Source organism: Halorientalis salina, from assembly GCF_005049285.1.
In the GTDB taxonomy this organism is placed as follows: Archaea; Halobacteriota; Halobacteria; order Halobacteriales; family Haloarculaceae; genus Halorientalis; species Halorientalis salina.
In genome coordinates this window covers 40,298-62,877 of record NZ_SOSC01000009.1, presented here as the reverse complement: position 1 = coordinate 62,877, position 22,580 = coordinate 40,298, and the positions used below count along the sequence as shown (strand labels likewise).

General features: G+C 66.9%; 23 protein-coding genes. 12 read left to right on the top strand and 11 right to left on the bottom strand.

All coding sequences use genetic code 11. From position 1 onward, the window contains the following. Window positions 1–2: 2 nt before the first annotated feature. From E2481_RS14735 to dcd, 4 genes are read right to left on the bottom strand one after another with little or no spacing between them, the layout of a single operon-like run. A complete protein-coding gene (locus E2481_RS14735) occupies window positions 3–1,211 on the bottom strand; it encodes a hypothetical protein (RefSeq protein WP_136717920.1) in 1,209 nt (402 codons plus the stop codon). Window positions 1,212–1,246: 35 nt separating this feature from the next. Further along, a complete protein-coding gene (locus E2481_RS14730; RefSeq protein ID WP_136717919.1) occupies window positions 1,247–1,930 on the bottom strand; it encodes a class I SAM-dependent methyltransferase in 684 nt (227 codons plus the stop codon). 1 nt (window position 1,931) lies between these two features. Continuing rightward, window positions 1,932–2,828 carry a thiamine-phosphate synthase family protein gene (locus tag E2481_RS14725; RefSeq protein WP_136717918.1) on the bottom strand — a complete coding sequence of 299 codons (897 nt, stop codon included), beginning with the start codon at window positions 2,826–2,828 and terminating at the stop codon, window positions 1,932–1,934. Window positions 2,829–2,847: 19 nt separating this feature from the next. After that, window positions 2,848–3,438: a dCTP deaminase gene (gene dcd, locus E2481_RS14720; RefSeq protein ID WP_136717917.1), complete on the bottom strand. Its 591-nt coding sequence runs from the start codon at window positions 3,436–3,438 to the stop codon at window positions 2,848–2,850. A 96-nt stretch (window positions 3,439–3,534) separates the two neighbouring features. Between dcd and pth2 the strand changes: the two genes are divergently transcribed. Together pth2 and E2481_RS14710 are read left to right on the top strand one after the other, a co-directional pair. Continuing rightward, complete coding sequence (pth2, locus tag E2481_RS14715; RefSeq protein ID WP_136717916.1) at window positions 3,535–3,873, top strand: peptidyl-tRNA hydrolase Pth2; 339 nt, start codon at window positions 3,535–3,537, stop codon at window positions 3,871–3,873. Window positions 3,874–3,954: 81 nt separating this feature from the next. After that, window positions 3,955–4,398 carry a universal stress protein gene (locus E2481_RS14710; RefSeq protein WP_136717915.1) on the top strand — a complete coding sequence of 148 codons (444 nt, stop codon included), beginning with the start codon at window positions 3,955–3,957 and terminating at the stop codon, window positions 4,396–4,398. A gap of 3 nt (window positions 4,399–4,401) precedes the next feature. Here E2481_RS14710 and E2481_RS14705 read toward each other — a convergent pair whose 3' ends face one another. Continuing rightward, a complete protein-coding gene (locus E2481_RS14705) occupies window positions 4,402–5,619 on the bottom strand; it encodes a CBS domain-containing protein (protein WP_136717993.1) in 1,218 nt (405 codons plus the stop codon). Between the two features lie 239 nt (window positions 5,620–5,858). On the opposite strand from E2481_RS14705, the gene truD reads away from it, so the two are divergent. The 7 genes from truD (at window position 5,859) to E2481_RS14670 (ending at window position 12,953) form a co-directional block, all read left to right on the top strand. After that, entirely contained in the window at window positions 5,859–7,208 is a 1,350-nt protein-coding gene (gene truD, locus E2481_RS14700; protein ID WP_136717914.1) for a tRNA pseudouridine(13) synthase TruD, read from the top strand. A 45-nt stretch (window positions 7,209–7,253) separates the two neighbouring features. Next, window positions 7,254–7,979, top strand: a complete 726-nt coding sequence (locus E2481_RS14695; RefSeq protein WP_136717913.1) for a DUF2103 domain-containing protein — start codon at window positions 7,254–7,256, stop codon at window positions 7,977–7,979. A 57-nt stretch (window positions 7,980–8,036) separates the two neighbouring features. Continuing rightward, window positions 8,037–8,312, top strand: a complete 276-nt coding sequence (locus tag E2481_RS14690; RefSeq protein ID WP_136717912.1) for a 50S ribosomal protein L37ae — start codon at window positions 8,037–8,039, stop codon at window positions 8,310–8,312. Window positions 8,313–8,338: 26 nt separating this feature from the next. Further along, complete coding sequence (locus E2481_RS14685) at window positions 8,339–8,473, top strand: DNA-directed RNA polymerase subunit P (protein ID WP_136717911.1); 135 nt, start codon at window positions 8,339–8,341, stop codon at window positions 8,471–8,473. A 2-nt stretch (window positions 8,474–8,475) separates the two neighbouring features. Next, window positions 8,476–8,721: a KEOPS complex subunit Pcc1 gene (locus tag E2481_RS14680; RefSeq protein WP_136717910.1), complete on the top strand. Its 246-nt coding sequence runs from the start codon at window positions 8,476–8,478 to the stop codon at window positions 8,719–8,721. A 69-nt stretch (window positions 8,722–8,790) separates the two neighbouring features. Then, on the top strand, window positions 8,791–12,507 hold the full coding sequence (locus tag E2481_RS14675) for a PAS domain S-box protein (protein WP_136717909.1): 3,717 nt from the start codon (window positions 8,791–8,793) through the stop codon (window positions 12,505–12,507). Between the two features lie 53 nt (window positions 12,508–12,560). Continuing rightward, on the top strand, window positions 12,561–12,953 hold the full coding sequence (locus E2481_RS14670) for a winged helix-turn-helix domain-containing protein (protein ID WP_136717908.1): 393 nt from the start codon (window positions 12,561–12,563) through the stop codon (window positions 12,951–12,953). Between the two features lie 48 nt (window positions 12,954–13,001). Here the strand turns inward: E2481_RS14670 and E2481_RS14665 are convergent, their stop codons facing one another. Beyond that, a complete protein-coding gene (locus E2481_RS14665; RefSeq protein WP_136717907.1) occupies window positions 13,002–13,241 on the bottom strand; it encodes a hypothetical protein in 240 nt (79 codons plus the stop codon). Between the two features lie 155 nt (window positions 13,242–13,396). On the opposite strand from E2481_RS14665, the gene E2481_RS14660 reads away from it, so the two are divergent. Beyond that, complete coding sequence (locus E2481_RS14660; protein ID WP_136717906.1) at window positions 13,397–13,789, top strand: prefoldin subunit beta; 393 nt, start codon at window positions 13,397–13,399, stop codon at window positions 13,787–13,789. Between the two features lie 5 nt (window positions 13,790–13,794). Beyond that, the gene (locus E2481_RS14655) at window positions 13,795–14,037 is read left to right on the top strand and encodes a DUF3194 domain-containing protein (protein WP_136717905.1); all 243 of its coding nucleotides are present in this window, start codon (window positions 13,795–13,797) and stop codon (window positions 14,035–14,037) included. A 55-nt stretch (window positions 14,038–14,092) separates the two neighbouring features. On the opposite strand, the gene E2481_RS14650 is transcribed toward E2481_RS14655, so the two are convergent. The 5 genes from E2481_RS14650 to E2481_RS14630 all read right to left on the bottom strand — a co-directional run bounded on the left by E2481_RS14650 (window position 14,093) and on the right by E2481_RS14630 (window position 20,531). Further along, entirely contained in the window at window positions 14,093–15,853 is a 1,761-nt protein-coding gene (locus E2481_RS14650; protein WP_169302458.1) for a hypothetical protein, read from the bottom strand. 157 nt (window positions 15,854–16,010) lie between these two features. Beyond that, entirely contained in the window at window positions 16,011–17,879 is a 1,869-nt protein-coding gene (locus E2481_RS14645; RefSeq protein ID WP_136717903.1) for a DUF2070 family protein, read from the bottom strand. Between the two features lie 166 nt (window positions 17,880–18,045). Beyond that, window positions 18,046–18,594: a GMP synthase subunit A gene (locus E2481_RS14640; protein WP_136717902.1), complete on the bottom strand. Its 549-nt coding sequence runs from the start codon at window positions 18,592–18,594 to the stop codon at window positions 18,046–18,048. Between the two features lie 140 nt (window positions 18,595–18,734). Further along, window positions 18,735–19,799, bottom strand: a complete 1,065-nt coding sequence (locus tag E2481_RS14635; protein WP_136717901.1) for a sensor histidine kinase — start codon at window positions 19,797–19,799, stop codon at window positions 18,735–18,737. Between the two features lie 117 nt (window positions 19,800–19,916). Beyond that, on the bottom strand, window positions 19,917–20,531 hold the full coding sequence (locus E2481_RS14630) for a DUF7097 family protein (RefSeq protein ID WP_136717900.1): 615 nt from the start codon (window positions 20,529–20,531) through the stop codon (window positions 19,917–19,919). A 308-nt stretch (window positions 20,532–20,839) separates the two neighbouring features. On the opposite strand from E2481_RS14630, the gene E2481_RS14625 reads away from it, so the two are divergent. Further along, complete coding sequence (locus E2481_RS14625; protein WP_250137839.1) at window positions 20,840–22,543, top strand: methyl-accepting chemotaxis protein; 1,704 nt, start codon at window positions 20,840–20,842, stop codon at window positions 22,541–22,543. Window positions 22,544–22,580 lie beyond the last annotated feature (37 nt).

Sequence of the window (22,580 nt, the reverse complement as noted above, 5' to 3'; positions counted from 1 at the left end):
GCTCAGGAACCGACGGCGACCGAGACGTTCCCGGTCGTTCCGGAGACGGTCGCGTTGGCGACCAGGGCGGGGTCGCCGAACACGAGCGCGGTCGTCCCCTCGTCGACGCGCGTGAACGCGAAGTCGTAGGTCCCGGACTCGTCACGCCGGTCGGCGTAGGCTTCGAGCGCGGCGGCGGCCTCGTCGGCCTCGCTCGCGTCGTCCCAGCGGTGGACCCAGGCCCAGCCGAACCGGTCGTCCTCGCCAGTGCGGGAGAAGATCGTGAGTTCGTCGGTCCCCCAGCCGGCGGCCGCGGCCGCAGCACGCGACCGGTTCAGTTCGGTCCCGAGTGCGCCCCGCGTGGTCATCTCGCCGAGCGTGTTGTTGCCTTCGTACTCCCAGTCGGAGCCGGTGGCGTTCGTCTCGACCGTGAGGGCAGCCGGCGGTTCCTCCGCGCGGGTGTAGTTATGGATGAGCTGCTCGGTGGTGACCGGGCGGTCCTCGTAGACCACCGAGAGGTTCGCGGGCGAGTCGATGCGGTCCGCGACGTACCGGTTCCCGAAGTAGTAGGGCGCGAGCGCGCTCCAGTGGGTGGGACTCTCGTCCATGTACTCGCGGGCGACCGCGGAGTCGTTCCGTCCGTCGAGATACCGCTCGGTGTAGGCGTCGGTCACGTAGACCGCACCGCCTTCCTGAAGCGACCGATACACTTTGGCCTCGTCGGTCGTCGTCCTCGCATCTTGCGTTCGCAATCGGTCGAGCCACGGGAACATGTTCCCCTGGAACTGGACGCTGTGGACGAACTCGTGGGCGAGGACGCGCTCGATCTCGTCGGGCGACCCCTCGCCGGGGTGGAGGTAGACGTATCCCGTGGGCAGCGTCAGGCCGGTCGGCTCGCTCCAGTCGGCCGAGACGTTCTCGTAGCCCAGCGCGTCGTTGATGGGAGCGGCGGCGACTCGCGGGAGGTTCTCCCGCCACTCGCTCCAGTTTCGGACCTCGACCGGGCGCGGATCGACGTCCGTCCCCATGAGCGAGGTGACTCGCGCGTACGTGCGGTTCGCGTCGACCGGGAGCGTCCCGTTCTCGACGGGCACGTCGTACTGCGACCCCGGTGCCGTCGTCGTCACTGTCGAGTCGTTCGTGGGTGTCCCGCCACCCGTCGACCCCCCGCAGCCCGCCAGGACCAACAGGAGCGCGAGGGCGACGGGCGCGAGTCGGCTGGCGGACGACATGTTCGGAACTGCTGTCAGATCCAGCAAAAACGTTCCTATTCGCCGGACGGGGACCGTTTCGGAACGCGCCCGGCGACCAGTCCCAGGTAGCCACCGGCGAACTCCCGATAGATTCGGTCGACAGTCCGGTCGGCCAGGGCAGTCCGGGCGGCCGACACCCGACGTTGGAACGGCGCGACCGGCCGCTCCTCGGGCAGGCTCCAGCCTGGTGCGGAGATCCAGACGAATCCTTCGAAGGCAAGATTCAGCGGCCGGGCCAGCAAGCGGTCGCTCGGCTGGAAGTTGAGCAGCGCGACGCGACCGCCCGGACACAGATCGCACCAGTCCGCGACGGCCTCGGCGGGGTCGGGGAACATCCCGACCACGAAGGTCCCGAGCACGGCGTCGACCGGTCCCTCGATGGGTGGCTGGGTCGCGTCGGCCTGCACGACGGAGACGTTCGTCCAGCCCTCTCGCTCGACGCGCTCCCGGGCACGCGAGAGGAGTTCTCGAGTCACGTCGATTCCGACGACCGTGCCGTCGGGGCCGACGCGCTCGCGGAGGAACGGGAGGTTCGCCCCGGTCCCACAGCCCATCTCCACGACGGTATCGCCGGGGTCTATGTCGAGGGAGTCGGCGGCACGCCGACGCCACGAGGCGACGCCGGGTGCGGTCGCAATCACGTCGTAGAGCCGGGCCCAGCGGCCGTAGAACGACTGCGTCGCGGTGACGGGGTCCATCTCAGAGACAGTCGCGGACGGTCCCGGCGACGGTGGGAGCGTCCGGACCGAGGACGTAGATGATCGGCTCCAGTCCGAACCCACCGGTCTGGTAGATCACGTCGGCATCGGGCTCCGCGTCGAGTGCGGCGGCGATGCCGTCCTCGACACCCAGGTTCGCGTCGAACTCGACGGTGACGTACCCCGCCGCTTCGAGCGCGTCGAGCAGGTCTGCGTCGTAACTCACGTTGATCGCCGCGCGGGCGTCGCTGCCCTGCTCGCGGGCCGACAGCAGGACGCTCGCGACGTACTCGCTGACGCCGAACTCCGGTTCGGCGGGGATCTCGGGGCGGCCCTTCAGGTCGATGATGCGACCAGGCACGGCGACCACGTCCTCGATGCCGTCGGCGTCGGGGAGCGCCTCGACGAGGTTCGTCCCGACGGCGGGGATGTAGCGGGCGACGTTCGGGGTGTTCTCGACGACCGACAGGCCGCGGCGGACCGAAGCCAGCGCCTGCTCCGCGATGCGAACGTCGCTGTCGGGGTCGTGGACGTCGAACGCCCCGCCGTACTCGGCGAGTTCCGGGACGACCTCCTGGTGGAGCTGTGCGAGCACGTCACCGCCTTCGAGCTGGCGGATGACGACTTCGGCCTCGACGAGCGCCTGGACCGGGCTCATCTCCCCGTCGGTGAGTCCGTCGGCCAGTCGCTCGACGAGTTCGACCACGCGCTCGTCGTCGTACAGCCGCTCGTTGATCGCCACTTCGCCGTGGACGTACTTCGAGACGGCGCTCTGGCTGATACCCAGCATCTCGGCGACCTCGCTCTGGGTCAGCCCGCGCTCCCGGAGCGCCTCGGCCAGCATCGACCGGAACGTCGGCAGGAACTCGTCGACGACGACCTCCTCGACGAACCTCATGCCGTCCCCCCGTCCCGGATCATTTCTGGTCCCCGTGGAACTCGTGGTCGCCCTGGATCTTCGAGGCCTGCGGGCCCGACTGGTTCTGGTACTTCGAGCCGCGTTCCTCCCCATACGGCCGGTCCGCCGGCGTCTTGAGCTCGGTGAACGTGAGCTGTGAGATGCGCATGCCGGGGGTCAGTGCGACCGGCGCGGTCCCGAGGTTCGAGAGTTCGAGCGTGATCTGGCCCTTGTACCCGGGGTCGCACAGGCCGGCCGTGGCGTGGACGACGATGGCGAGCCGACCGAGTGACGAGCGACCTTCGACGTGGGCGATGAGGTCCGGCGGAATCTCCACGGTCTCGACGGTCGTCCCGAGGACGAAGTCGCCGGGGTGGAGGATGAACTCGTCGCCCTCCTCGACGTAGGTCTCGTCGACGTACTCGTCGACTTCCTGCTCGCTGTTGGGGTGAATACACGGGATGTTGGCGTGCTGGAACTCCAGGAACTCCCGCCCCAGTCGGAGGTCGACGCTGGCCGGCTGCACCTGGATCTCGGGGTCCGAGAGGGGGTCGATGACCAGGTCCCCCTTCTCCAACCGTTCGAGAATGTCCGCGTCCGAGAGGATCATACCAGAACCACCGGGGCCACCGGTCTAAAAGTATCCGGGTCCGGGCGAGCGGCGACAACGGTCAGACCTATGGTCTGCGGTCCGCTCCGTTGGGGTATGAAACAGGCAATCGTCGCTCGCACCGACATTCCGATGGGACAGGGGAAACTCGCCGCCCAGGTCGCCCACGCGTCGCTGTCGGCATACGAGGACACCTCGACGAAGACCAGACGCGCCTGGAAGGGCGGCGGTCAGAAGAAAGTCGTCCTGAAAGGCGAGAGCGAACAGCAACTGTTCGAACTCGCCGACAAGGCCGAACGCGAGGGGCTCCCCAACGCCGTCGTCCGGGACGCCGGCCACACGCAACTGGAGCCGGGAACCGTGACGACGCTGGCCGTCGGGCCCGGTGACGAGGACGCGGTCGACCGCGTGACCGGCGAACTGTCGCTGTTCTAATCCGTCGATATCGGGAGTCGAAGTGACCCCGGGGGATAAACGACAGACGCTGCAAGGGGCGACCGGAGAGCCGAGTTGGATATGTACGACTCTGTGTTCGTTCCGACGGACGGATCTGACGGGTCAGCTATCGCTATCGAACACGCGATCGAACTCGCCGAGCGCTACGACGCCGACTTGCACACCTACTACGTGATCGAGTCGGTACAGATGGCCGAGACGATCGACGATTTCACTGACACCGACATGTACGGACGGCTCGAAGACGCGGGGCGTGGAGCCGTCGACGAGGTCGTCGAGCGGGCCCAAACGGCGGGTATCGACGGCGTCGAATCGTCGGTCGACCTGGGTATTCCCCACGAAGCCATCCTCGATTACGTCGACGAGCACGACATCGATATCGTGGTCATGGCGACCGCCGGTCGAACCGGGGACGAACGGGAGATAATCGGCAGCGTCACGGAAAAAGTCATCCGCTCGGCACCGGTTCCGGTCGTCGTGGTCAACGCCGCCGAGGCGACGTAACCGTCACTCTTCGAGCATCCAGCCGAACCGCTTGTGCCAGTAGGCCTCGTCGGGATGTTTCTTCGACTGGCCGTAGGTCTTGTTGTCGCGGATGCGGCGTTCGAGCGTCTCGCGGGCCTCGCCGATGGCTGCCTTCGCGCCGTACCCCTCGCCGCTGGCCATGAACAGGCCGTCGTCGGTGTAGAGCCTGATGCGCGCCATCAGCAGGGGCGTCCCTCGCAGTTTCTCGTCGTGCTGGTGGAGGTGGACTTTCGCGTCGAGGACGCTCATCCCGCTGTCCCGGCCGTCGAGGTCGTCGACGACCGATTTGACGTCCTCGTAGCTCATGTCGTCGAGGTAGTCCGCGCCGTAGATTTCGACGGCACGGGAGCCCTCCACGCCCCAGGTCAGCGAGTCCAGTACGTCGGTATTGGTGACGATCCCGGTCGGCTCGTCGCCGTCGACGACGACGAGCGCGGAGCCGTTCACCTCGTCCATCTCCTCGACGGCCGTTTCGAGCGTCGCTTCGCGCTCGATCGTCCGAACTGGCGAGACCATCACGTCCCGGACCGGGAGGTCGAGCATCCGATCGCGCTCGCCGTCACGCGCTCCGAAGCCGCCGTGTGAGCGGAATCCGCCACTGGACCCGGTGCCGCCGTGGCCGTCGAAGCCGCCGGCGTTGCCGCCCTGGCTCTGCTCGATCGACCGGGCGGCGAGGCCGACGACGTCGTACAGGCTGACGATGCCCGCAACGTCCCCGTCCTCCACGACCGGCAGGTGCGTGATGCGGTGTTCGCGCATCTCGTGGATGGCCTCGCCGAAGGTGGTCGCCGGTTCGACGGTGACGAGGTCGTCGGTGGCCGCCTGGTCGACCGTCGCTTCCGAGAGGTTGGGTTTGACCTTCTCGATGATATCGGCGGCGGTGACGACGCCCACCAGGTTCTCGCCCTCGAACACCGGCAACACCTTCGAGTCGCTGTCGATCATGAGCCGGGCCACCTCGCGGATGTCCTCGCCGGGTGCGAGCCGGGGGACTGACCAGACGAGCGACTGGACCTTCTCCTCGGGCTGGTGCTGGGAGGCGGCCAGCTGGCGGCGAGTGACGACCCCCTCGTACTCCCCGTCGTTGGTCACGACCACGCCTCTCACGTCCGGATCGTCGAATGCCCCCACGAGCTTCGAGACGCGCTGGTCGGCTTGAAATGCTACGTAGTCAGTCGAAACGATATCCCTGATGTCCATCATTGCTCCGTTGAATTCGCTGATTGCCGCTCGATGCGTCGATCGACGATGTGTCCCTCTACATCTGAACGGACGATGCCCATAACCAAAAAGGCGTTACTTGTTCTCACGATTCAGGACTGGCTGTCGATACCGGCAGCCAGTGCCGCTGCATCGCCGCCCTGGCGGGACGGATCTCCAGCCTTTTATGCGACCGGCCCGAACGCCGGGGCGATGAATCAGTGGACGGTGGCCGGCTGATGCGCGAGGCACAGCCCGTCGAGCAGGCCGTGGGGATGGAGTACTACGTCAGCGAGCCCGACGGCGTGGGCGGGCACCTCCGGGAGTCGCCAGCCGACTTCCGCGTCGAGGAACTCGAAGCGTTCGACCCCGAACCGGTCGACGCCGATCCCGGCTCGTACCCGCACGTCCTCCTGCGGGCGACCCTGCGCGGCTGGGACACCAACGACTTCGCCAGCGCGCTCTCCGACAAACTGGAGATCAGCCGTGAACGCGTCTCCTGGGCCGGCACGAAGGACAAACACGCCGTCACGACCCAGCTGTTCTCCGTCAAGAGCGCCGACCCCGACGCCGTGGCCGACGTGGCCCTCTCGGACGCCGACGTCTCCGTCCTGGGTCGGACCGGTCGCCCCATCCTCTTCGGCGACCTCGCCGGCAACGCCTTCGAGGTGGTCGTCCGCGACCCGACCAGTCCCGACAACGCCGAACCCATCACCGCCGACCTGCGCGCGTTCGGGGGTGAGGACCCCGACGACCAGCAAGCGACCGTCGCGGTCCCGAACTACTTCGGCCAGCAGCGGTTCGGCAGCAAGCGCCCGGTTACCCACGAGGTCGGCCTCGAAATCGTCCGGGGCAACTGGGAGGACGCAGTACTTGCCTACGTAGGCAGTCCGTCGGAGCGCGAACCCGAGGAAACCCAGGCGGCCCGCGCGTACGCGGAGGAGACTCGCGACTGGCAGGGCACGCTCGACGAGCTCCCGGGGTGGTTGCGGTACGAGCGCTCTATGTGTCACCAGTTGGCTGAGAACGGGGGCGAGGAGCCCGAGGACTTCCGGGACGCACTGGAGCGGTTGCCGACGAACCTCCAGCAGTTGTTCGTCAACGCCGCCCAGTCGTACGTGTTCAACCGAATCCTCTCGGAGCGACTGGAACGGGGCCTCCCATTCGACCGCCCCGTCGCCGGCGACGTGGTCTGTTTCGCCGACCGGGACGCGCCCGAGGAATTTCCCCTGCCCGACACCGACCGACTCCAGCGCGTCGACGAGGGCCGGGTCGACACGGTCGCGCGCCACTGCGAGCGCGGCCGGGCGTTCGTCACCGCACCGCTCGTGGGGACCGAGACGGATCTGGGCGACGGCGAACCCGGAGCGATCGAACGCGAGGTCCTGGCCGAGATGGGACTCGAACCCGCGGCCTTCGACCTGCCGGAGGAGTTCCACTCGACGGGGACGCGCCGAGCGATCATGGTCCGAACCGCGCTGACGGTCGACCGGGACCCGCTCACCTTCTCGTTCCAGTTGCCCAAGGGGAGCTACGCGACGGTGCTGATGCGGGAGTTCCTGAAGACCGACCCCGAAGCGCTCGGGTAACCTCGAACCGCCTCGCTTATCCGGGCGTCGGCCCGAAAGCGGGACATGGAGTGTCGGCATTGCGGGTCCAAACTCGACAGACCGGGCGATTACTGCCTGGTCTGTCGGACCGAAAACGCCGACACCGTGGTGCTGGACCTGGCTCGGGAACGGGCGACCGTGACGGCGCTGTTCGAAGACGAGACCGTCAGCGCGCGGACGGTGACGACGACGCCCGAACAGGCGGACGGCGAGTCGGACGTGATCGAACTGCGCAACTTCGCCGGCCTCGTCGCCGACGAGGTGCGGCGCAAACGCCCCGAGGAGGTGTACGCCACCGGCGACCGGGAGGTGTTGCGGGCCGTTCGGGGCCAACTCCACTACGAGTTCTACCGCGTCGAGGCCGAGGACCCCGTGACCGCGGTCATCGAGCGGCGGGGCCAGCCCGCACTGGAGGTCGTCGAGGGATCGATGGCCGAGAAGCTCGGCGGCTCACACACCACGCTCATCGGCGAGCGCGCCGGGAAACAGGCCCTGGAGACGGTGGCCAGCCATCCCCACGTCAAGAAGATCATTCCGGGTCCCATCGACGCCGGCGGCTCGGGGTCGCGGACGGGCGTCCGGGCGAAGGCGACGCGGGCCGACGCCAACGGGAACGTCCGCATGCTCATCCGCGACGGCTCCAGCGTCCAGGAGAACCGCGTGGTGACGACCGCGGGCGACCGCGAACTCGGCGAACGAGTGCGCGAGGACATCAACGAGGCGCTCACCGAGGCCGGACTGAAAGAGTGACTCCGTCGGGCAGAACTCGCAGGGTTTAAACACACGCCCTGTCGATGGTACGGTACTATGGCTACAGACGAACGCACGGGGAGCGCGGGTCGGTTCGGCGCTCGCTACGGTCGTGTCGCCCGCCGCCGCGTCGCGGAGATCGAGAAGGACATGCGGGACGAACACGAGTGTCCCGAGTGCGGCAAAGACAGCGTCGAGCGCCAGGGAACCGGTATCTGGCAGTGTGGTTACTGCGACTACAAGTTCGCCGGCGGCACCTACCGGCCGGAGACGCCCGGTGGCAAGACGGTGACGCGCTCGATCCGCGCGGCACTCGCCGAGGACGAAGACTAAGTGATCGCCGTCGTTATCTCACAGCTATGAGCTACAAGTGTTCCCGATGCAAGCGCGACGTCGAGTTGGATAGCTACGGCGGCGTCCGCTGTCCGTACTGCGGACACCGCGTCCTGCTGAAAGAGCGGAGCCGCGACGTCAAAGAGATCGACGTGAACTAACGGTGCCGGAGGCGGTCCACGACGCCGTTCTGGAGTTCGAGTACGACGACGGCGAGCGCGCGCGGATCGTCGAACGCAGCGTCCGACAGGAGATCGGCGAGATATCCGGCGACCGGACGAAAGCGACCATCTCGCGCGACGGGTGTCTGGTCGAACTGACGGTGCTGGCCGAGGACCTCGTGGCGCTCCGGGCCGGCGTCAACACCTGGCTGACGCTGGTGTCGGTCGCCGAACGGTGTAGTAACTGACAACGGCAGTACGCTTATTTCCTTCAGGGTCGACCGGTGTACTGACAGGGACGATGGTGGGAGTCTTCTATGAGTAACACGACCGGGAGCTGGTTCCTCGACGAGGACAGTCGAGCGGAGTGGCCGGAGGGTGACGACCTGAGCGGAGAGGTTCTCGACGCGATCTCGGACCTCCTCTACGTGGTGGACCGACGGGGGCGGTTCGTCGACTGGAACGACCGGTTTCCCGAGGTGACCGGGTACACCGACGCGGAGATCGCGGAGTTACACGAGTTCGATATCATCCCCGACGAGTACGAGTCCGAGGCGACGGAGGCGCTGGCGACGGTCGCTGCCGGCGAGGAGGTCACGCTCGAAGCGCCGCTGCTGACGAAAGCCGGCGAACGCATCCCCCACGAGTTCACCGCCTCGCCGCTGACCGACGAGGACGGAACCGTCTGGGGGATGGTCGGGACGGCTCGGGACATCTCGGAGTTGCTGGAAGCTCAGCGGCGGAGCCGAGAACGGGAGCGCCGGTTCTCGACGCTCGTGGCCAACGTTCCGGGGATGATGTATCGGTGTCGGAACGAACCGAGCTGGCCCGTCGAGTTCGTCAGCGAAGGCTGTGGGGAGTTAACGGGGTACGACTCCGAGGCGCTCGAAACCGCTGCGGTTTCGTGGGGAACGGACGTTGTCCACCCCGAGGACCGCCACCGGCTCTGGGGGCGTATCCAGCGGGCTATCGACGCGGACGAACCGTTTACGGTCACGTACCGGATCATCACGAGCGAGGGGACCGAACGGTGGGTCTGGGAACAGGGGCGGTGCGTCGAAACCGAAGCCGGGGTGGAGGTACTCGAGGGGTTCGTGACGGACATCACCGAGCGAAAACGCCGCGAGGAGGACCTCGAACGGTACGAGCGACTCATCGAGGAGATCGGCGACGCGATGTACGTCGTGGACGACGACATGCGGGTGCGAGAGGCCAACGAGGCCTTCGCCTCGATGTTCGGGCTCGACCGCGAGGCGGCACTGGGTACCCACCTCTCGGAGTTCGTTTCCGAGGGGACGGCCGCGAAGGGAACCCGCGTCCGGCGGGAACTGGCCGAACGTGACGGGGGGACCGTCGCGACGATCGAGGGGCGGGCGGTCGACGCCTGCGGCGAGGCGTTCCCCATCGAGGTTCGGTTCATCCCCCTCGGCGACGAACTCGGGGCGCTGGGATTGATACGGGACATCAGCGACCGCAAGGAGCGCCTGGGGCTGTTCGAGAGCCTCCACGAGGGGAGTCGCAAACTGATGGACGCCGAAACGGTGACGGAGGTCGCGGTGACGGCAGCGGGCGTTATCGGCACCCATTTCGACGCCGCGACGACCGGCGTGCGATTGCTGCGCGACGGCGCTCTGGAGGTGGTCGCGGTCGAAACCGGCGACGCACGGCTCGACGAGTTGCGCCCGTCGTATCCGGTCGGTGACGGGTTCGTGGGTGAGGCCTACGAGCGCGGTGAACCCGTCATCGTCGACGACGTGCGTGACGCCGACGCGGCGAGACGGTACGAATCCGTCCGGAGTGCGTTGTTACTGCCGATCGACGGGTACGGGATGATAACGATCACCGCGACCGAACCGGCGGCGTTCGACGAGACCGACCTCGAACTGGGGCGGCTGTTCGTCGCGGACGTGAAGGCTGCGTTCGAGCGAGCAGACCGCGAAGAGCGGTTGCGCAAACGAACGTCCGAGTTGGAGAAATACGAGACGCTGGTCGAGACGATCGACGACGGCGTCTACATGACCGACGGCGACAACCGGATCACGATGGTCAACGACGCTATCGTCGAGATGTTCGACACCGACCGCGCGGACATCATCGGCAAGCCCGTCGACGAGTTCAGTCATCTCGACGCGGCGGCGGTGGACCGACGCAGGCAGGAACTCCTGTCGGGCGACGCAACGGTCGCGACCATGGAAGACGCCATCGAGCGGCCGGACGGCCGGATGCTGTACGTCGAGAACCGCTTCTCACTGCTGCCGAGCGAGGACGCGTTCGGCGGGACGGTCGGCGTCGTTCGGAACATCACCGACCGCAAGGAGCGCGAAGAGCTGGTCAGAGCCCTCCACGAGGTCTCACAGGAGCTGATGGCGGCCGAGACGAAAGCAGCCGTCGCCGAGCGGACGGCGGCGGCCGCGGAGCGACTCGGGTTCGAGACCGTCGGCGTCCGTCTGCTCGACGAAACGGGTGAAACCCTCGATACCGTCGCACAGGAGACGAACGACGACCGGTTCCGCCGGACGCAAATGCCGTCGTACGGGGTCGACGAAGGGTTCGTCGGGGACGTGTACCAACGGGGCGACCCGGTCGTCGTCGACGACCTCCGGGAGATCGATCTGAAGGACGATCCGGACCCGGCCCGGAGCGCGCTGTTGCTCCCGATCGAGGGACACGGGATGCTCTCCATCGCATCGGCCGAACCGGCGGCGTTCGACGAGTCGGACCTGGAACTCGGGCGGCTGTTCGCGGCGGACGTGAGGGCGGCGTTCGATCGGGCGGACCGCGAACAGCGGCTGCGCGACGGCAAAGCCAGGCTGGAGACACAGCGGGACGAACTCGAAACGCTCGATCGCATCAACGAACTCGTCCAGGAGACCGTCGGCTCGCTCGCGTCGGCCGCGACGCGCGAGGAGATCGAAGCGACCGTCTGTGAGCGACTCGCCGGCTCCCCGCTGTATCGGTTCGCGTTCATCGGAGCCCAGCCCCCGAGCGATCAGTACGTCGAGCCGCGGGCCTGGGCCGGTGCGGGGTCGGAGTACCTCTCGACGGTGGAGATTCCGGCCGACCCCGGGATCGACGGCTCCGGGCCGGTGGCGAAAACGCTCGAAACGGGCGACGTCACGGTGACCCACGACGTCGAGTCCGACCCGCTCTTCGAGCCGTTCCGGGAGGCCGCACTCGAACACGGGTTCCGGTCGGTTGCAGTCATCCCGCTCACGTACGGCAACGTCGTCCACGGCGTTCTCGGGGTGTACGCCGACCGCGCGGGGGCGTTCAGCGAGCGGGAGATCCAGGCGTTCGAGGTCCTCGGCGAGATGGTCGGGTTCGCCATCAGCGCCACCCGAAACCGACGGCTCATCGAATCGGATAGCCATCTGGAGTTGACGTTCGAGCTTACCAGTCCCCGGACGCTGACGGCAGACATCTCGTCGACACTCGACTGCACCTGCCGACTCCTCGGCTCGGCCGAGGCGTCGAACGGCGGCTTTCTCCACTACGTGGCGTTCAACGGTGCCGAGTCGGAGGCGGTCATGGCGGCTGCGAACGAAAGCGAGTTCGCGCCCGACGGGCTCCGTCTGGTGCGGTCCGACGGCGAGACTGCCGTCTTCGAGATCCAGTACCCCGACTCCATCCCATCGGTGCTCATCGACTCCGGTGTCAGGCCCGTCGAGGTGGTCGCCGAGGACGACGCGCTCCGCGTCGTCGTCGAGGCGCCGCGGGACACCGACATCCGGACGATCACCGATCGACTGGACGTCTACGGCGACATGTCGCTGGTCTCGAAACACGAGGTCGATCGCTGGGAGACTGCTCCCGTCGGGCTGCGCGAACAACTGCGTGACGACCTCACCGACCGGCAACGGGCGGTCCTCAACGCGGCGTACTTCGGGGGCTACTTCGACTGGCCGCGCGACAGCACTGCCGAGGAGATCGCCGCGTCGCTCGACATCGCCTCGGCAACGCTCCACCAACACCTCCGGCACGCACAGCGGAAACTGCTGGCGGCCTATCTCGACGATGCGTCCGACCGGACCTAGGTGTCTAGGTATACCGCTCTTGGGGGTAGACCGACGAAGTTGTACCAGATTCAATGACTGACGACTTTCAACCACAGCAGGACGGGGAGGGCATTGTCACTGAGACCCCGCTGGGGTCGGGGTCCGCGGCGGTGACGCCGCCGATCGACACGGTGTTCGAACTGCTCGCCGACGACGATCGACGTCGGATCTGTCTGTACCTGATGCGGGCGGCGGGGGCCGTGGTGACGCTCGACGAGATCGCCGATGCGCTGGCCGACGAGGGGGAGCGCGAGCGGTTCGCCATCGACCTCCACCACCGCCACCTCCCGAAGCTCGCGGCGGCGGGACTCATCGAGTACGATCCGCGGAGCCACACGGCCCGGTACTGGGGGCAACCGACCGTCGAGAAGTGGGCCGAACACGTCCGGGCGATCGACAACCGGGCCGAACAGTCCACCCCCTGAGCGGCGCGGTCCCCGCTGTCTCGGTATCGGCGTCGCGACGGCCGACAGCTACCCTGCCATGCGGACCCGTTCCAGGATGTCCTCCAGCCAGTCCGGCACGTCGAGATCCGCGAGCTCGCCGTCTCGCCAACTGGTCACGAGTTCCGTCTCCCCCGCCCGGGTGATGTCGACCCGCCACTTCCGGCCGTCCTCGCTTTCGATGTCGAAGCGCGCCCCGCCGTTGGCGAGGGGCTTGACGTGTTCGACCGTGACCGTCGTCCCGTCGTAGGCAGTCACCGTTTCGGGCATACGAGGGACCTGGGTCGGGAACTGCTTAAGGGGTGTGGCGGGCGCGGATCTCCGATCCGTGGGGCACTGTCGGGACGCCGTACACGTAACGGGCTTTCGGTCGCGCCTGTGCGTAGATGCGTGGGTTTTTCACTCCGGATGCCGAGGGTCAGGGTATGCAGGGTAATCTACCGCCGGAAGCACAGGAGAAAATCGAGGAACTGCAGGACCTCCAGGAGACGGCCCAGCAGGTCGCGGCCCAGAAACAGCAGGCCGAGACCCAGCTCACCGAGTCCGAGACGGCCCTCGACGAGCTCGAGGACGTCGAGGAGGACGCCACGATGTACCGCGAGGTCGGCGAACTCCTCGTCAAGACCGAGTACGCCGAAGCCAAAGAGGACCTCGAGGAGAAAGTCGAGAACCTGGGCGTTCGCGTCGACACGCTCGAAAAGCAGGAAGAGCGCGTTCAGGAGCAGTTCGAGGAACTCCAGCAGGAGCTCCAGCAGCTGCTCGGCGGCGCCGGCGGTGGCGGCGGCGGTCCGATGGGGCCGGGCGCCGGCGGTGCCTGAGACGAATGGGCGAGCCGACCGACGAAGAAGTGGTTCAGACCGCCGCGGAGGCCGCTGAAGGCCTCGTCTTCTCGCGGTACAGGCAGTCGGACGTCACCGACCTCGACGTGACGGTCACCTTCGAGGAGGGCGTCCTCGAGGTCGACGTCTATCTGAACGCACCCGACGACACCCACGACCCCGAACGCGTCGCCGACGACGCGGCACTCGCCGCACGCAGCGCCGTCGACGACCTGTTCGCGGACTGAGGGTCGTCGGTCTTCTCTCGACGATCGCGACACGAAACAGTGGCAACGCGGCCGATCAGCCCGCGCTCTCGCTGCCCTCTTCGCGGACCCGGCGGAGGACGAAGTAGGAGACGGTGACGAAGACGATGCCGCCGACGACGAAGGGAACGATGGCGATGACGAACCCGACGATCGCGCCGACGAGGCCGCCGAGCAGGCCGCCGGACTCGTCCTCGTCGTCTTCATCGTCCTCCTCCTCGGCCTCGGTCGTGCTATTGGCCGGCGTCGAGGTCGGGGTCGACTCGGTGGGCGTCTGCTCCGTTTGCCGTGTCGTCGGGTCGGTCGTGGTCGGCGTCACGTCCGTACTGGGATCGGTCTCCGGTTCGGACGGGCGGTCGACCTGGCGCTTGAGTTGCTGGATGGCGACGTCCTCCTGGCCCTCCCGGTCGCGGGCGCTGGCTCGGACGACGAGCGTCCCGTTGCCGGTGCCGCTCCGGAGGGACGTGTTGATGCTCACTTCGTTGCGGTTCCCGAGCGAGCGGAACTGCTCGAAGTCGTATATCTCCCCGCTGGACAGGTTCGACGTCTCGATGGCGATGTTGTCGATGTCCCAGTCGGGGTCGGATACGGAGGCGACCAGCCGGACGCGACCGTCTTCGCGCAGGCGGGTCTTGTTCCGGTCGATCGTGACCGTCGGCGGCTCTCTGTCGGCCTGGGTCGCCGATTCGAGGCGCTCGATCTGTATCGTGCGCGTGACGGTGTTGCCGAGGTGGTCAGTGCCGCGGATGGTCACCTCGCTGAGTCCCGGCTGGAGGTCGATCCGCTCTTCGAACTCCAGGGTGCGGCCCGAATCGTCGTGGTCGTAGTCCTGCGGGCTCTTGAGCTGTCTGGAGTAGTTCCAGAGCTTGTAGCCGTCGCTCACGTTCTCGACTTCCTCCTTCCGGTCGAGGTTGACGACCTGCATCGACGCGTTTCTGAGCCAGACGTTGTCCTCGATGGTCCCCGACAGTTCGACCTGGTGGTTCGTCGTCTGCTCCGGATAGAGGTCGATCGCGACCGACGGGGCCTGGTCGTCGACGACTTCGAGATTGAACCGTTCCGTTCGCCTGTTGCCGATGTCGTCGACGACCGAGATCGACACCGTGTTGTTGCCGTACCCGAGCAGCGCGTTCTGTGTGAAGCGCTTGCCGGGCTCGTCGATCCGAATGGTCTCGACGTTCGAGAAACCCGTCGTCTGGCCGGCGTGTTCGGACTCGTAGGTCTCGTTGTAATCGACCGTGACGGTCGCGTAGTCGATGCCGCTGAAATCGCCCGCGCGGACGCCGAAGGTCTCGTTTGCGGTGTCGGTGGTGCCGTTCGGGATCGAGGAGGTGAGTTTCGACTGGTAGGGTGCGGTCAGTCCGATCCACGGTGCCAGGTCGTCTTTGGCCACGTCGATCTCCCGTGAGTTGACGTTGTCGGCGCTGTCCTCGACGATGACCGTGACGGAGTTGTTCCCGCGGTTCAGTGGGAGATCGGCGGTGATCTCGGTCGGCGACTCCTCCGGGCTGTAACTCCGATACGTCCCGCCGTTGACTCTGATGACGACGCTCTCGATGGTCGTGCCGTCCGGGACGGACGAACCCACGGATGCGTTGATCGTCAGCGTCGGGTCGCCCTGTACGATTCGTCGCTCGTCGTCGACGGTCCGGCCGTCGAGCGCGAGGTCGATGGCAGGCGTCGAGGTGGCCGAGTCCTGTGCCGTCGTCGCGTTGACTCCCGTCGCAGGTGCCGAATCGGCTGCGACGGTGGCCGTCGCGACGCCACACAGTCCGATGAGACAAATAACCAGGACCAACAGCGACAGACGATCGGTACGTAACCGGTGGGCGTTTGATGACATGTCGGAGGAGAGTTCGTTCGCAGGTGATACCCAGCCCAGCTATCTATATTTATCGGGCGTTTTACGCGTCAGAACGCGATGCAGAACGTATTCGTTGTTTTATACGAACGGGTCAGGCCAGGAAAAAGAGGAGGACGGAGACGGTGAAGACGGCGAGGATGAACACGGCGGCCAGATAGCTCCCCATCGAGACCATCGCGTTGGCGTGGGAGGCCAGCGTCTCCGTGCGGTCGTTGCCGAAGACGGTGACCTCGGCGCGTTCGCTCGCCATCCCGGCCTCGACGGGTTCGAGGTCGTCGACGGCCCGGTCGACGAGGTCCGCCACGATGGCTAGCAACTCGTCGTCTGGGATGGCCGCACCGACCTGGTTGTCCGCCTCGACGGTGTTGACGATGTGGGTGTCGGTCGTCATCACCTCCGTCTCGTCGATGTCCCCCGCGTTCTCCTCGACGCGCTCGACGAGTTTCGCGCGGAGGCCCGGCTCCATGTTGTTGCCGTCGACGAGGACGTAGGCGGTCCGGTGACCCTCGACGTCGAGGACGGACACCCTGATCCCCAGCGGTCCGATACCGTCTTCGGGTTCCCACGGGGTTTCGTCCCAGGCGACGCCGAGTTTCGGCTGGCCGCGGCGCGCCTCGACGACCGCGTCCCCGAGCGCGCCCGCGCCCTGGATCATGTCGAACGAGCGTTTGCTGCCCGGCGTGACGTGGCCCAGGTCCTCGCCCTCCAGGCCGTTGTTGCAGTTATGGGCGTCGACGAGCATCACGTCGTCTAGGCCGGCAGAACGGGTTTCGGCGGTGGCCGAGAGGCCGACGGCGTAGGCCACGTCGTCGGCGAAGCCCGGTGCGTAGGTCGTGACGACGAGGGCGTCGTCGCCGAAGGCCTGGCCGATGAGTGAGGCCTCGCCCTCGTCGGTGCGGACGCTGACCGTCGCCTCGTCGGTGAACTCGATCTCGTCGCCCGCGCGCTCGGCGGCGTCGATGATCGTGCCGACCTCGCGTTCGGTGACGAGGTTGAAGTCGTGGCCGGCGGTGGCGTGGGGCGGGAAGGCCAGCCCATCGGCGTTCCGGGCGACTCGCTCTGGGAGATTGCCGCCGCCGATCTCGCCCATCGGGCCGGGATGGATCATCGGCAGGACGAACCGCGCCTTCTCGGTCCCGTCGGGCGTCCGGAAGACGAGCACCGTCACGGGGACGACGGCCTCCTCGCCGATCTCCTCGAAGAAGTCCTCCAGTTCGCGGGTCCCTTCCGCGATGTGGCCGATGAACCCTCGGATGAAATCCAGCACCGAGACGTCGAGGCTGCGCCGCCAGGGCTGGTCGATGGCCAGCAGGAACAGCCAGACGGCCGTCGCGTAGAGCAGACAGACGACCGCGAGCATGACGAAGTCGTCGGGCGTGACCACCAGCAGTTCCGGCGGTGCTTCCTGCGGGCGCGAGAGGTACGATCGGGTCAGGGGTCCGCCGATCTCGAAGTACCGGAGCGTGCCGCTGTAGACGAACAGCAAGAGCGCGGCCGCGGCGGTCTGGATGCTCGCGGGGATGGCCGCGACCGGGAGCGAGTGCCGCGAGACCGCGACGGTCACGAACAGTCTGAGCGCGAAGATCGCGCCCAGCGCGGCGATGAGCACGTCGAAGACGAACTCCTGTCCGAACCCCGCGACCAGCGCGACGACGCCCGCGACCGTCAGGAACGCGATGGTGACGAGTTCACAGGAAAGCGCCAGAAGCGACGCCCGGTTGGGCGTCAACTGGCCGCCCAGCCAGCCATCGACGTACGGCGTCAGGACGCTGGCGGCGATGGTCGGCAGCCCGATGAAGAACACGCCCTCCCAGGCGTCGCCCAGGACGAACCGCGAATCGAAGGCCGCAACCCCGGTGACTGCGGCGAGACAGAGCGCGAAGGTGAGACTCGAATACCAGCTCGGCGCACGGAAGACGAACCGGGAGAGGCTGGCGAGGTCCCCCTGTGTAGCTGTCATCGTACCCGTCTTTCACCCCGCCGGGTCTATAACTTTTGACACGCCCCTGATGGGTGTGGGACGGTCCCGAACGGAGCGCTCGGGAGCCGAACCGACGAGCTAGCGTCCGTCGGCGTGGGCGGTCGCTGGGCGTTCGACGAAAATCGACAGGAACTCGCCCGTCGGTCTACTCGCAGACTGCCAGGAAGTTCTCGAAGACTTCCTCGCCCTCGGCGGTGTGGGAGACCTCCGGGTGCCACTGGACGCCGAAGAGCGCTCGGTCGGTGTCGCTCATCGCCTCGACGCCGCAGACGTCGCTCGTGGCGGTGCGGGTAAAGCCCTCGGGGACCTCCTTGACCTCGTCGGCGTGGCTGGCCCACACGCGGGTTTCGGGGGCCAGCGAGCCGACCAGCGGGTCGTCGGCGTCGGTTATCTCGACGGTCACGTCGGCGTAGCCGCCGTAGTCGCCGGAGCCGACTGTCCCGCCAAGTTCGTCCGCGATGAGTTGCATGCCAAGACAGATGCCGAACACCGGAACGTCGAGGTCGAGGTAGTCGGGACAGCGACCGATGTCGTCCATGTCCGGGCCACCGGAGAGCACGAGGCCGTCGGCCGTGATCTCCTCGGGCGGGGTGGTGTTGTCGACGAGTTCGACGTCGACGCCCATGTCCCGCAGGGCCCGCTGTTCGAGATGCGTGAACTGCCCGTGGTTGTCCACCACGTCGATACGCGTCATTTGATGGGTCCCAGTCGGCGAGCGTGTATATATCCGCTGAAACGGAGACGGGTCCTGCTCATACGGACGTGTGTAGATCAGTTCCGCATCGACTGCCACGATGGGGCGGTCGTCGCGGGACACAGCTCCAGCAAACCGTATCACAGCCCGAGTCGGCTCCGGCCGTCGGCCCGCGGGAGTCTGATGTCGATGAGGCTCAATCCGTCGTCGGCGCTCTCTATCGTGAGTTGGCCGTCGTACTTCTCGACGAGCCAGTCGACGAGCCAGAGTTCGATCCCGCAGCCGTGGTCCAGTTTCGTCTCCCTGCCGGACGAGACCACCGCGAGGTCCTGTACGGGCAACGTGTGATCGGCGTCCTCGATGGAGATGTCGACCCACTGGGCGCTGGTCGTCACGTGGACGTACAGGGTCGGGTCGCCGTCGCCGTGATCGACGGCGCTGCCGACGATGTTGTCCAGTAGCGTCCCCAGCATGTCGTCCGCGTGGGCCCAGGCCTCCGCCGGACAGTCCGTGTGGATCGTGACCGCCGGCTGTGCCGTCGTAATCTCCTCGACCCGGCAGTCGATGCAGTCGACGACGTCGACGGGCCGGTGTGTCTGGCTGCCACGGCCCAGGGCTGCGTCGACCGCCCGCACCTGTTCGGTCATCTCCAGCAGCCCGTCGAGTTTCTCCAGCGTGGTGTCGATTCGGGACTGCTGGGGCTCGTCGACGTTCGCGCGGACCTGTTCGAGCTGGCCGAACACGACCGTCATGTCGTTCCTGAGGTTGTGTCGGAGGACGCGATTGAGTACCTCCGTCCGAACCGCCATGCGCTCGTTCGTGTTGTGAATCTCCCAGACCGCCCCACCGAGGACGCCCAGGACGGTTCCCGTCGCGAGGGTGTTCGCGATGATCGCGACCTGGGCACTCGTCGCTTCTGTTACAGAGACTGATAACCAGAGCAACCCGACGACGACGAGGGTCGTGAGTTCCAGACCCAGCGCACCGCACTCTGCGACCCGCCAGACCTGATCGTCGTCGAGGTCGATGCGTGGCAGCCAGTACAGCGTGGAGCCGAGCGCGAGTGCCGGTCCGAATCCGGTTATCGCCCAGACCGGAACGCCGGACTGCGGAGTGACCAGGAGCTGTGCCAGGAGTATCCCGCTCAACACGAGACCGATCCCGGCGATGTAGTTGACTCCCAGACTCCGCTTCGTGACGTGCATGCTCGCGGCCCCTCCTACTCGGATCTCGTTTCGACCGCCATTTAGTACCCGCTCTGCAATTATCTCCTTTGATATTTGGACGTGGCCACGCCGACGACGATGGACGTGGGCGACGTCTCACTCCTCGCGGTCGAAGCGGTCGGCCGCCGACTCGAAACCGAGTTCGTCCTGTTCGCGCGCCCGCCGGGACTCCTGTTCGGCGATGGCCTCGGGGTCGGGATTGGCGTCGTCGTCGACCCGGGCCCAGGAGTCGTGGACCTTGGCGTGACACCACCGACAGAGGTAGACCGTGATCTCGTGGCTCGGGTCGCCATCGCCGTGGGTCGACCCACTGCGATACGACAGGTGATGCTCTTCCAGCAGCGGCCGCTCCTCGGAGTGGGCCATCCGCCGCTCTTCGAGTCCGCAGCGGGCACACTCCCTGCTCGCGGTTCCACCGCTCGCGCTGTCCGAGGCGTTCACTCCGCTCACGCCTCGCCGATCCCGATTGCGACACCGAAAGTGCGGGCATTCGTCCCACTCCCAGGGGCCGGACGCCTCGTCCTCGTCGGGGTCCCCCGCTACCGGACAGCGGAACTCCTCGGCGCTCCGGGCGTCGGCGAACCCGGGGTCGCGGTCGCCCTGCTCGACGGCGAACCGGCAGCGACCCTCGTCGGTCAGGTGATCACACCGGCCAACGAACTCGTAGGGATCGTCGACCCCGACCGAGGTCCCCGAGGGCGTCTTTTCCATGTCGTCCCCCTGTACCTCGACTCCCTTCAATCGGCCGTGTACTCGCCGCCGCCGGGACGTGACTCGCCCTCACGATCGGCTGGCAGCTCTCGACGATCTCGGGCCAGTCCGTCGACTCCGCTGTCGGGCGACCGCGTCGTGTCGAGTACGCCAGTGCGGCTTCCAAATTCGAACGCGGTACTACCGTGCCCCGTGAACCACCGTGCAGATGGGTGAACGATACGATCCTCGGCTCGTTCCCCTCTCCTTTTCAAAGTTTGAGAACAGAGGGTGTCGATTTAAACGGCCCGCATCGAGATATAGGTCACATGAGCCACGCTGTATTCGAGACATATCAGGATCTGTTGTGGGGGACGATGGATCTGCTCGGCGTCACCGAATCCGTAGAGCGGAAGATCGTCGCGGCGGTGGCGATCCAGTTTTCGATCTCCCTGGGGCAGGCCGTGCTCCCGTTCGTGCTCTCGGGCACGATTCGGATCGTGCTGGTCGCTTCGCTCATGCTCGCGGCCACGGTCGCGTTCGTGAACACGCTGTTGATCACGCGGGTGGATTTCGTCGACCCGCTCGTTCGACTCGACGAGGCGGCGACGTCGATCGCCGCCGGCGACCTCGACGCGGAGGTGTCGCGGCTGGATCAGCGAGACGAGGTCGGCCGGCTGACGAACGCCTTCGTCTCGATGAGCGAGTACCTCGGGACCGTCGACAGGCAAGCCGACGCCCTGGCGCGCCAGGATTTCGAGGACCCGGCGCTGGACGAGGACGTGCCCGGCGAGTTCGGTGAGTCCATGGCGACGATGGCCGACAGCCTCCAGGAGTACACGACGGAACTGGAGTCGATGACGACTGAACTCGAACAGCGCTCCCAGAACCTGGAGTCGATGGCCGACGCCTTCGGCGACGTGACCGAGGAGGCACGCGACGGCGATCTGACGGCCACGCTCGATCTCGACGCCGACAACGACCGCCACCGGACGGTCGTCGAGAACTACAACGAGTTGCTCGGGACGCTCGGTGCGACGATCAGCGACGTGGCCGAGTTCGCACACTCGGTCGCGGACGCGAGCAACGATCTGGAGATCTCGATGGACGAGATCAACGTCGCGAGCGAGGAGGTCGCGGACTCGACCGACGAGATCTCTCAGGGGGCCGCGAGCCAGAGCGAGCAACTCCAGACCATCGCGACCGAGATGAACACCCTCTCGGCGACGGTCGAGGAGATCGCCGCCTCGGCCGACGAGGTCGCCACGACCGCGGAGGCGGCCGCCGAGCGGGGACGATCCGGACGGGACGCCGCCGTCGACGCCATCGACGAACTCGACGACGTCGAGGAGCGGATCGGGCGGACCGCCGACGAGGTCGAGGCGCTCGTCGAGCGCATCGACGAGATCGACCAGATCGTCTCGTTCATCGAAGAGATCGCCGAGGAGACGAACATGCTCGCGCTGAACGCCTCGATCGAGGCCGCCCGCACCGGTGCCGATGGTGACGGCTTCGCCGTCGTCGCGGACGAGGTGAAGAACCTGGCCGACGAGACCCGTGCCTCGGCCGACGAGGTGTCAGAGCTCATCGACGAGATTCAGGCCGAGTCCCGCGAGGCCGTCGACGGGGTGCGCGCGATGAACGAACAGGTGTCCGGCAGTATCACCACTATCGAGGAGACGCTGCGCGACTTCGAGGACATCGTCGAGGTCGTCGGCGACCTCAACACGAGCGTCCAGGAGATCTCGACGGCGACGGACGAACAGGCCGAGACCACCCAGCAGGTCGTTCGGATGGTCGACGACGTGGCGTCGATCAGCGAGCAGACCACGGCCGAAGCCGAAAACGTCGCCGCCGCCGCACAGGAGCAGACGGCCTCGGTCTCGAACGCCGTCGAGCAGGTCCGCACGCTCAACGCCGACGCGGCGGAGTTGCAGGGGCTCGTCGAACGCTTCCAGATTCCCAGCGACGACGACGGCGCGACGGTGATCACCGACCGGCCCGACCCGGCCACGCCGCGAAGCGACGACTGACTGGCCAAATCTTTTTGACAGGACGGCTCGACCGGAC

Coding starts and splice junctions, on each gene's coding strand:
- E2481_RS14675 (WP_136717909.1), top strand. CDS start 8,791: ATGAGTAACACGACCGGGAGCTGGTTCCTCGACGAGGACAGTCGAGCG.
- E2481_RS14730 (WP_136717919.1), bottom strand. CDS start 1,930: ATGGACCCCGTCACCGCGACGCAGTCGTTCTACGGCCGCTGGGCCCGG.
- E2481_RS14725 (WP_136717918.1), bottom strand. CDS start 2,828: ATGAGGTTCGTCGAGGAGGTCGTCGTCGACGAGTTCCTGCCGACGTTC.
- E2481_RS14735 (WP_136717920.1), bottom strand. CDS start 1,211: ATGTCGTCCGCCAGCCGACTCGCGCCCGTCGCCCTCGCGCTCCTGTTG.
- dcd (WP_136717917.1), bottom strand. CDS start 3,438: ATGATCCTCTCGGACGCGGACATTCTCGAACGGTTGGAGAAGGGGGAC.
- E2481_RS14685 (WP_136717911.1), top strand. CDS start 8,339: ATGAGCTACAAGTGTTCCCGATGCAAGCGCGACGTCGAGTTGGATAGC.
- E2481_RS14630 (WP_136717900.1), bottom strand. CDS start 20,531: ATGGAAAAGACGCCCTCGGGGACCTCGGTCGGGGTCGACGATCCCTAC.
- E2481_RS14695 (WP_136717913.1), top strand. CDS start 7,254: ATGGAGTGTCGGCATTGCGGGTCCAAACTCGACAGACCGGGCGATTAC.
- E2481_RS14690 (WP_136717912.1), top strand. CDS start 8,037: ATGGCTACAGACGAACGCACGGGGAGCGCGGGTCGGTTCGGCGCTCGC.
- E2481_RS14710 (WP_136717915.1), top strand. CDS start 3,955: ATGTACGACTCTGTGTTCGTTCCGACGGACGGATCTGACGGGTCAGCT.
- E2481_RS14625 (WP_250137839.1), top strand. CDS start 20,840: ATGAGCCACGCTGTATTCGAGACATATCAGGATCTGTTGTGGGGGACG.
- pth2 (WP_136717916.1), top strand. CDS start 3,535: ATGAAACAGGCAATCGTCGCTCGCACCGACATTCCGATGGGACAGGGG.
- truD (WP_136717914.1), top strand. CDS start 5,859: ATGCGCGAGGCACAGCCCGTCGAGCAGGCCGTGGGGATGGAGTACTAC.
- E2481_RS14645 (WP_136717903.1), bottom strand. CDS start 17,879: ATGACAGCTACACAGGGGGACCTCGCCAGCCTCTCCCGGTTCGTCTTC.
- E2481_RS14705 (WP_136717993.1), bottom strand. CDS start 5,619: ATGGACATCAGGGATATCGTTTCGACTGACTACGTAGCATTTCAAGCC.
- E2481_RS14670 (WP_136717908.1), top strand. CDS start 12,561: ATGACTGACGACTTTCAACCACAGCAGGACGGGGAGGGCATTGTCACT.
- E2481_RS14665 (WP_136717907.1), bottom strand. CDS start 13,241: ATGCCCGAAACGGTGACTGCCTACGACGGGACGACGGTCACGGTCGAA.
- E2481_RS14655 (WP_136717905.1), top strand. CDS start 13,795: ATGGGCGAGCCGACCGACGAAGAAGTGGTTCAGACCGCCGCGGAGGCC.
- E2481_RS14640 (WP_136717902.1), bottom strand. CDS start 18,594: ATGACGCGTATCGACGTGGTGGACAACCACGGGCAGTTCACGCATCTC.
- E2481_RS14660 (WP_136717906.1), top strand. CDS start 13,397: ATGCAGGGTAATCTACCGCCGGAAGCACAGGAGAAAATCGAGGAACTG.
- E2481_RS14635 (WP_136717901.1), bottom strand. CDS start 19,799: ATGCACGTCACGAAGCGGAGTCTGGGAGTCAACTACATCGCCGGGATC.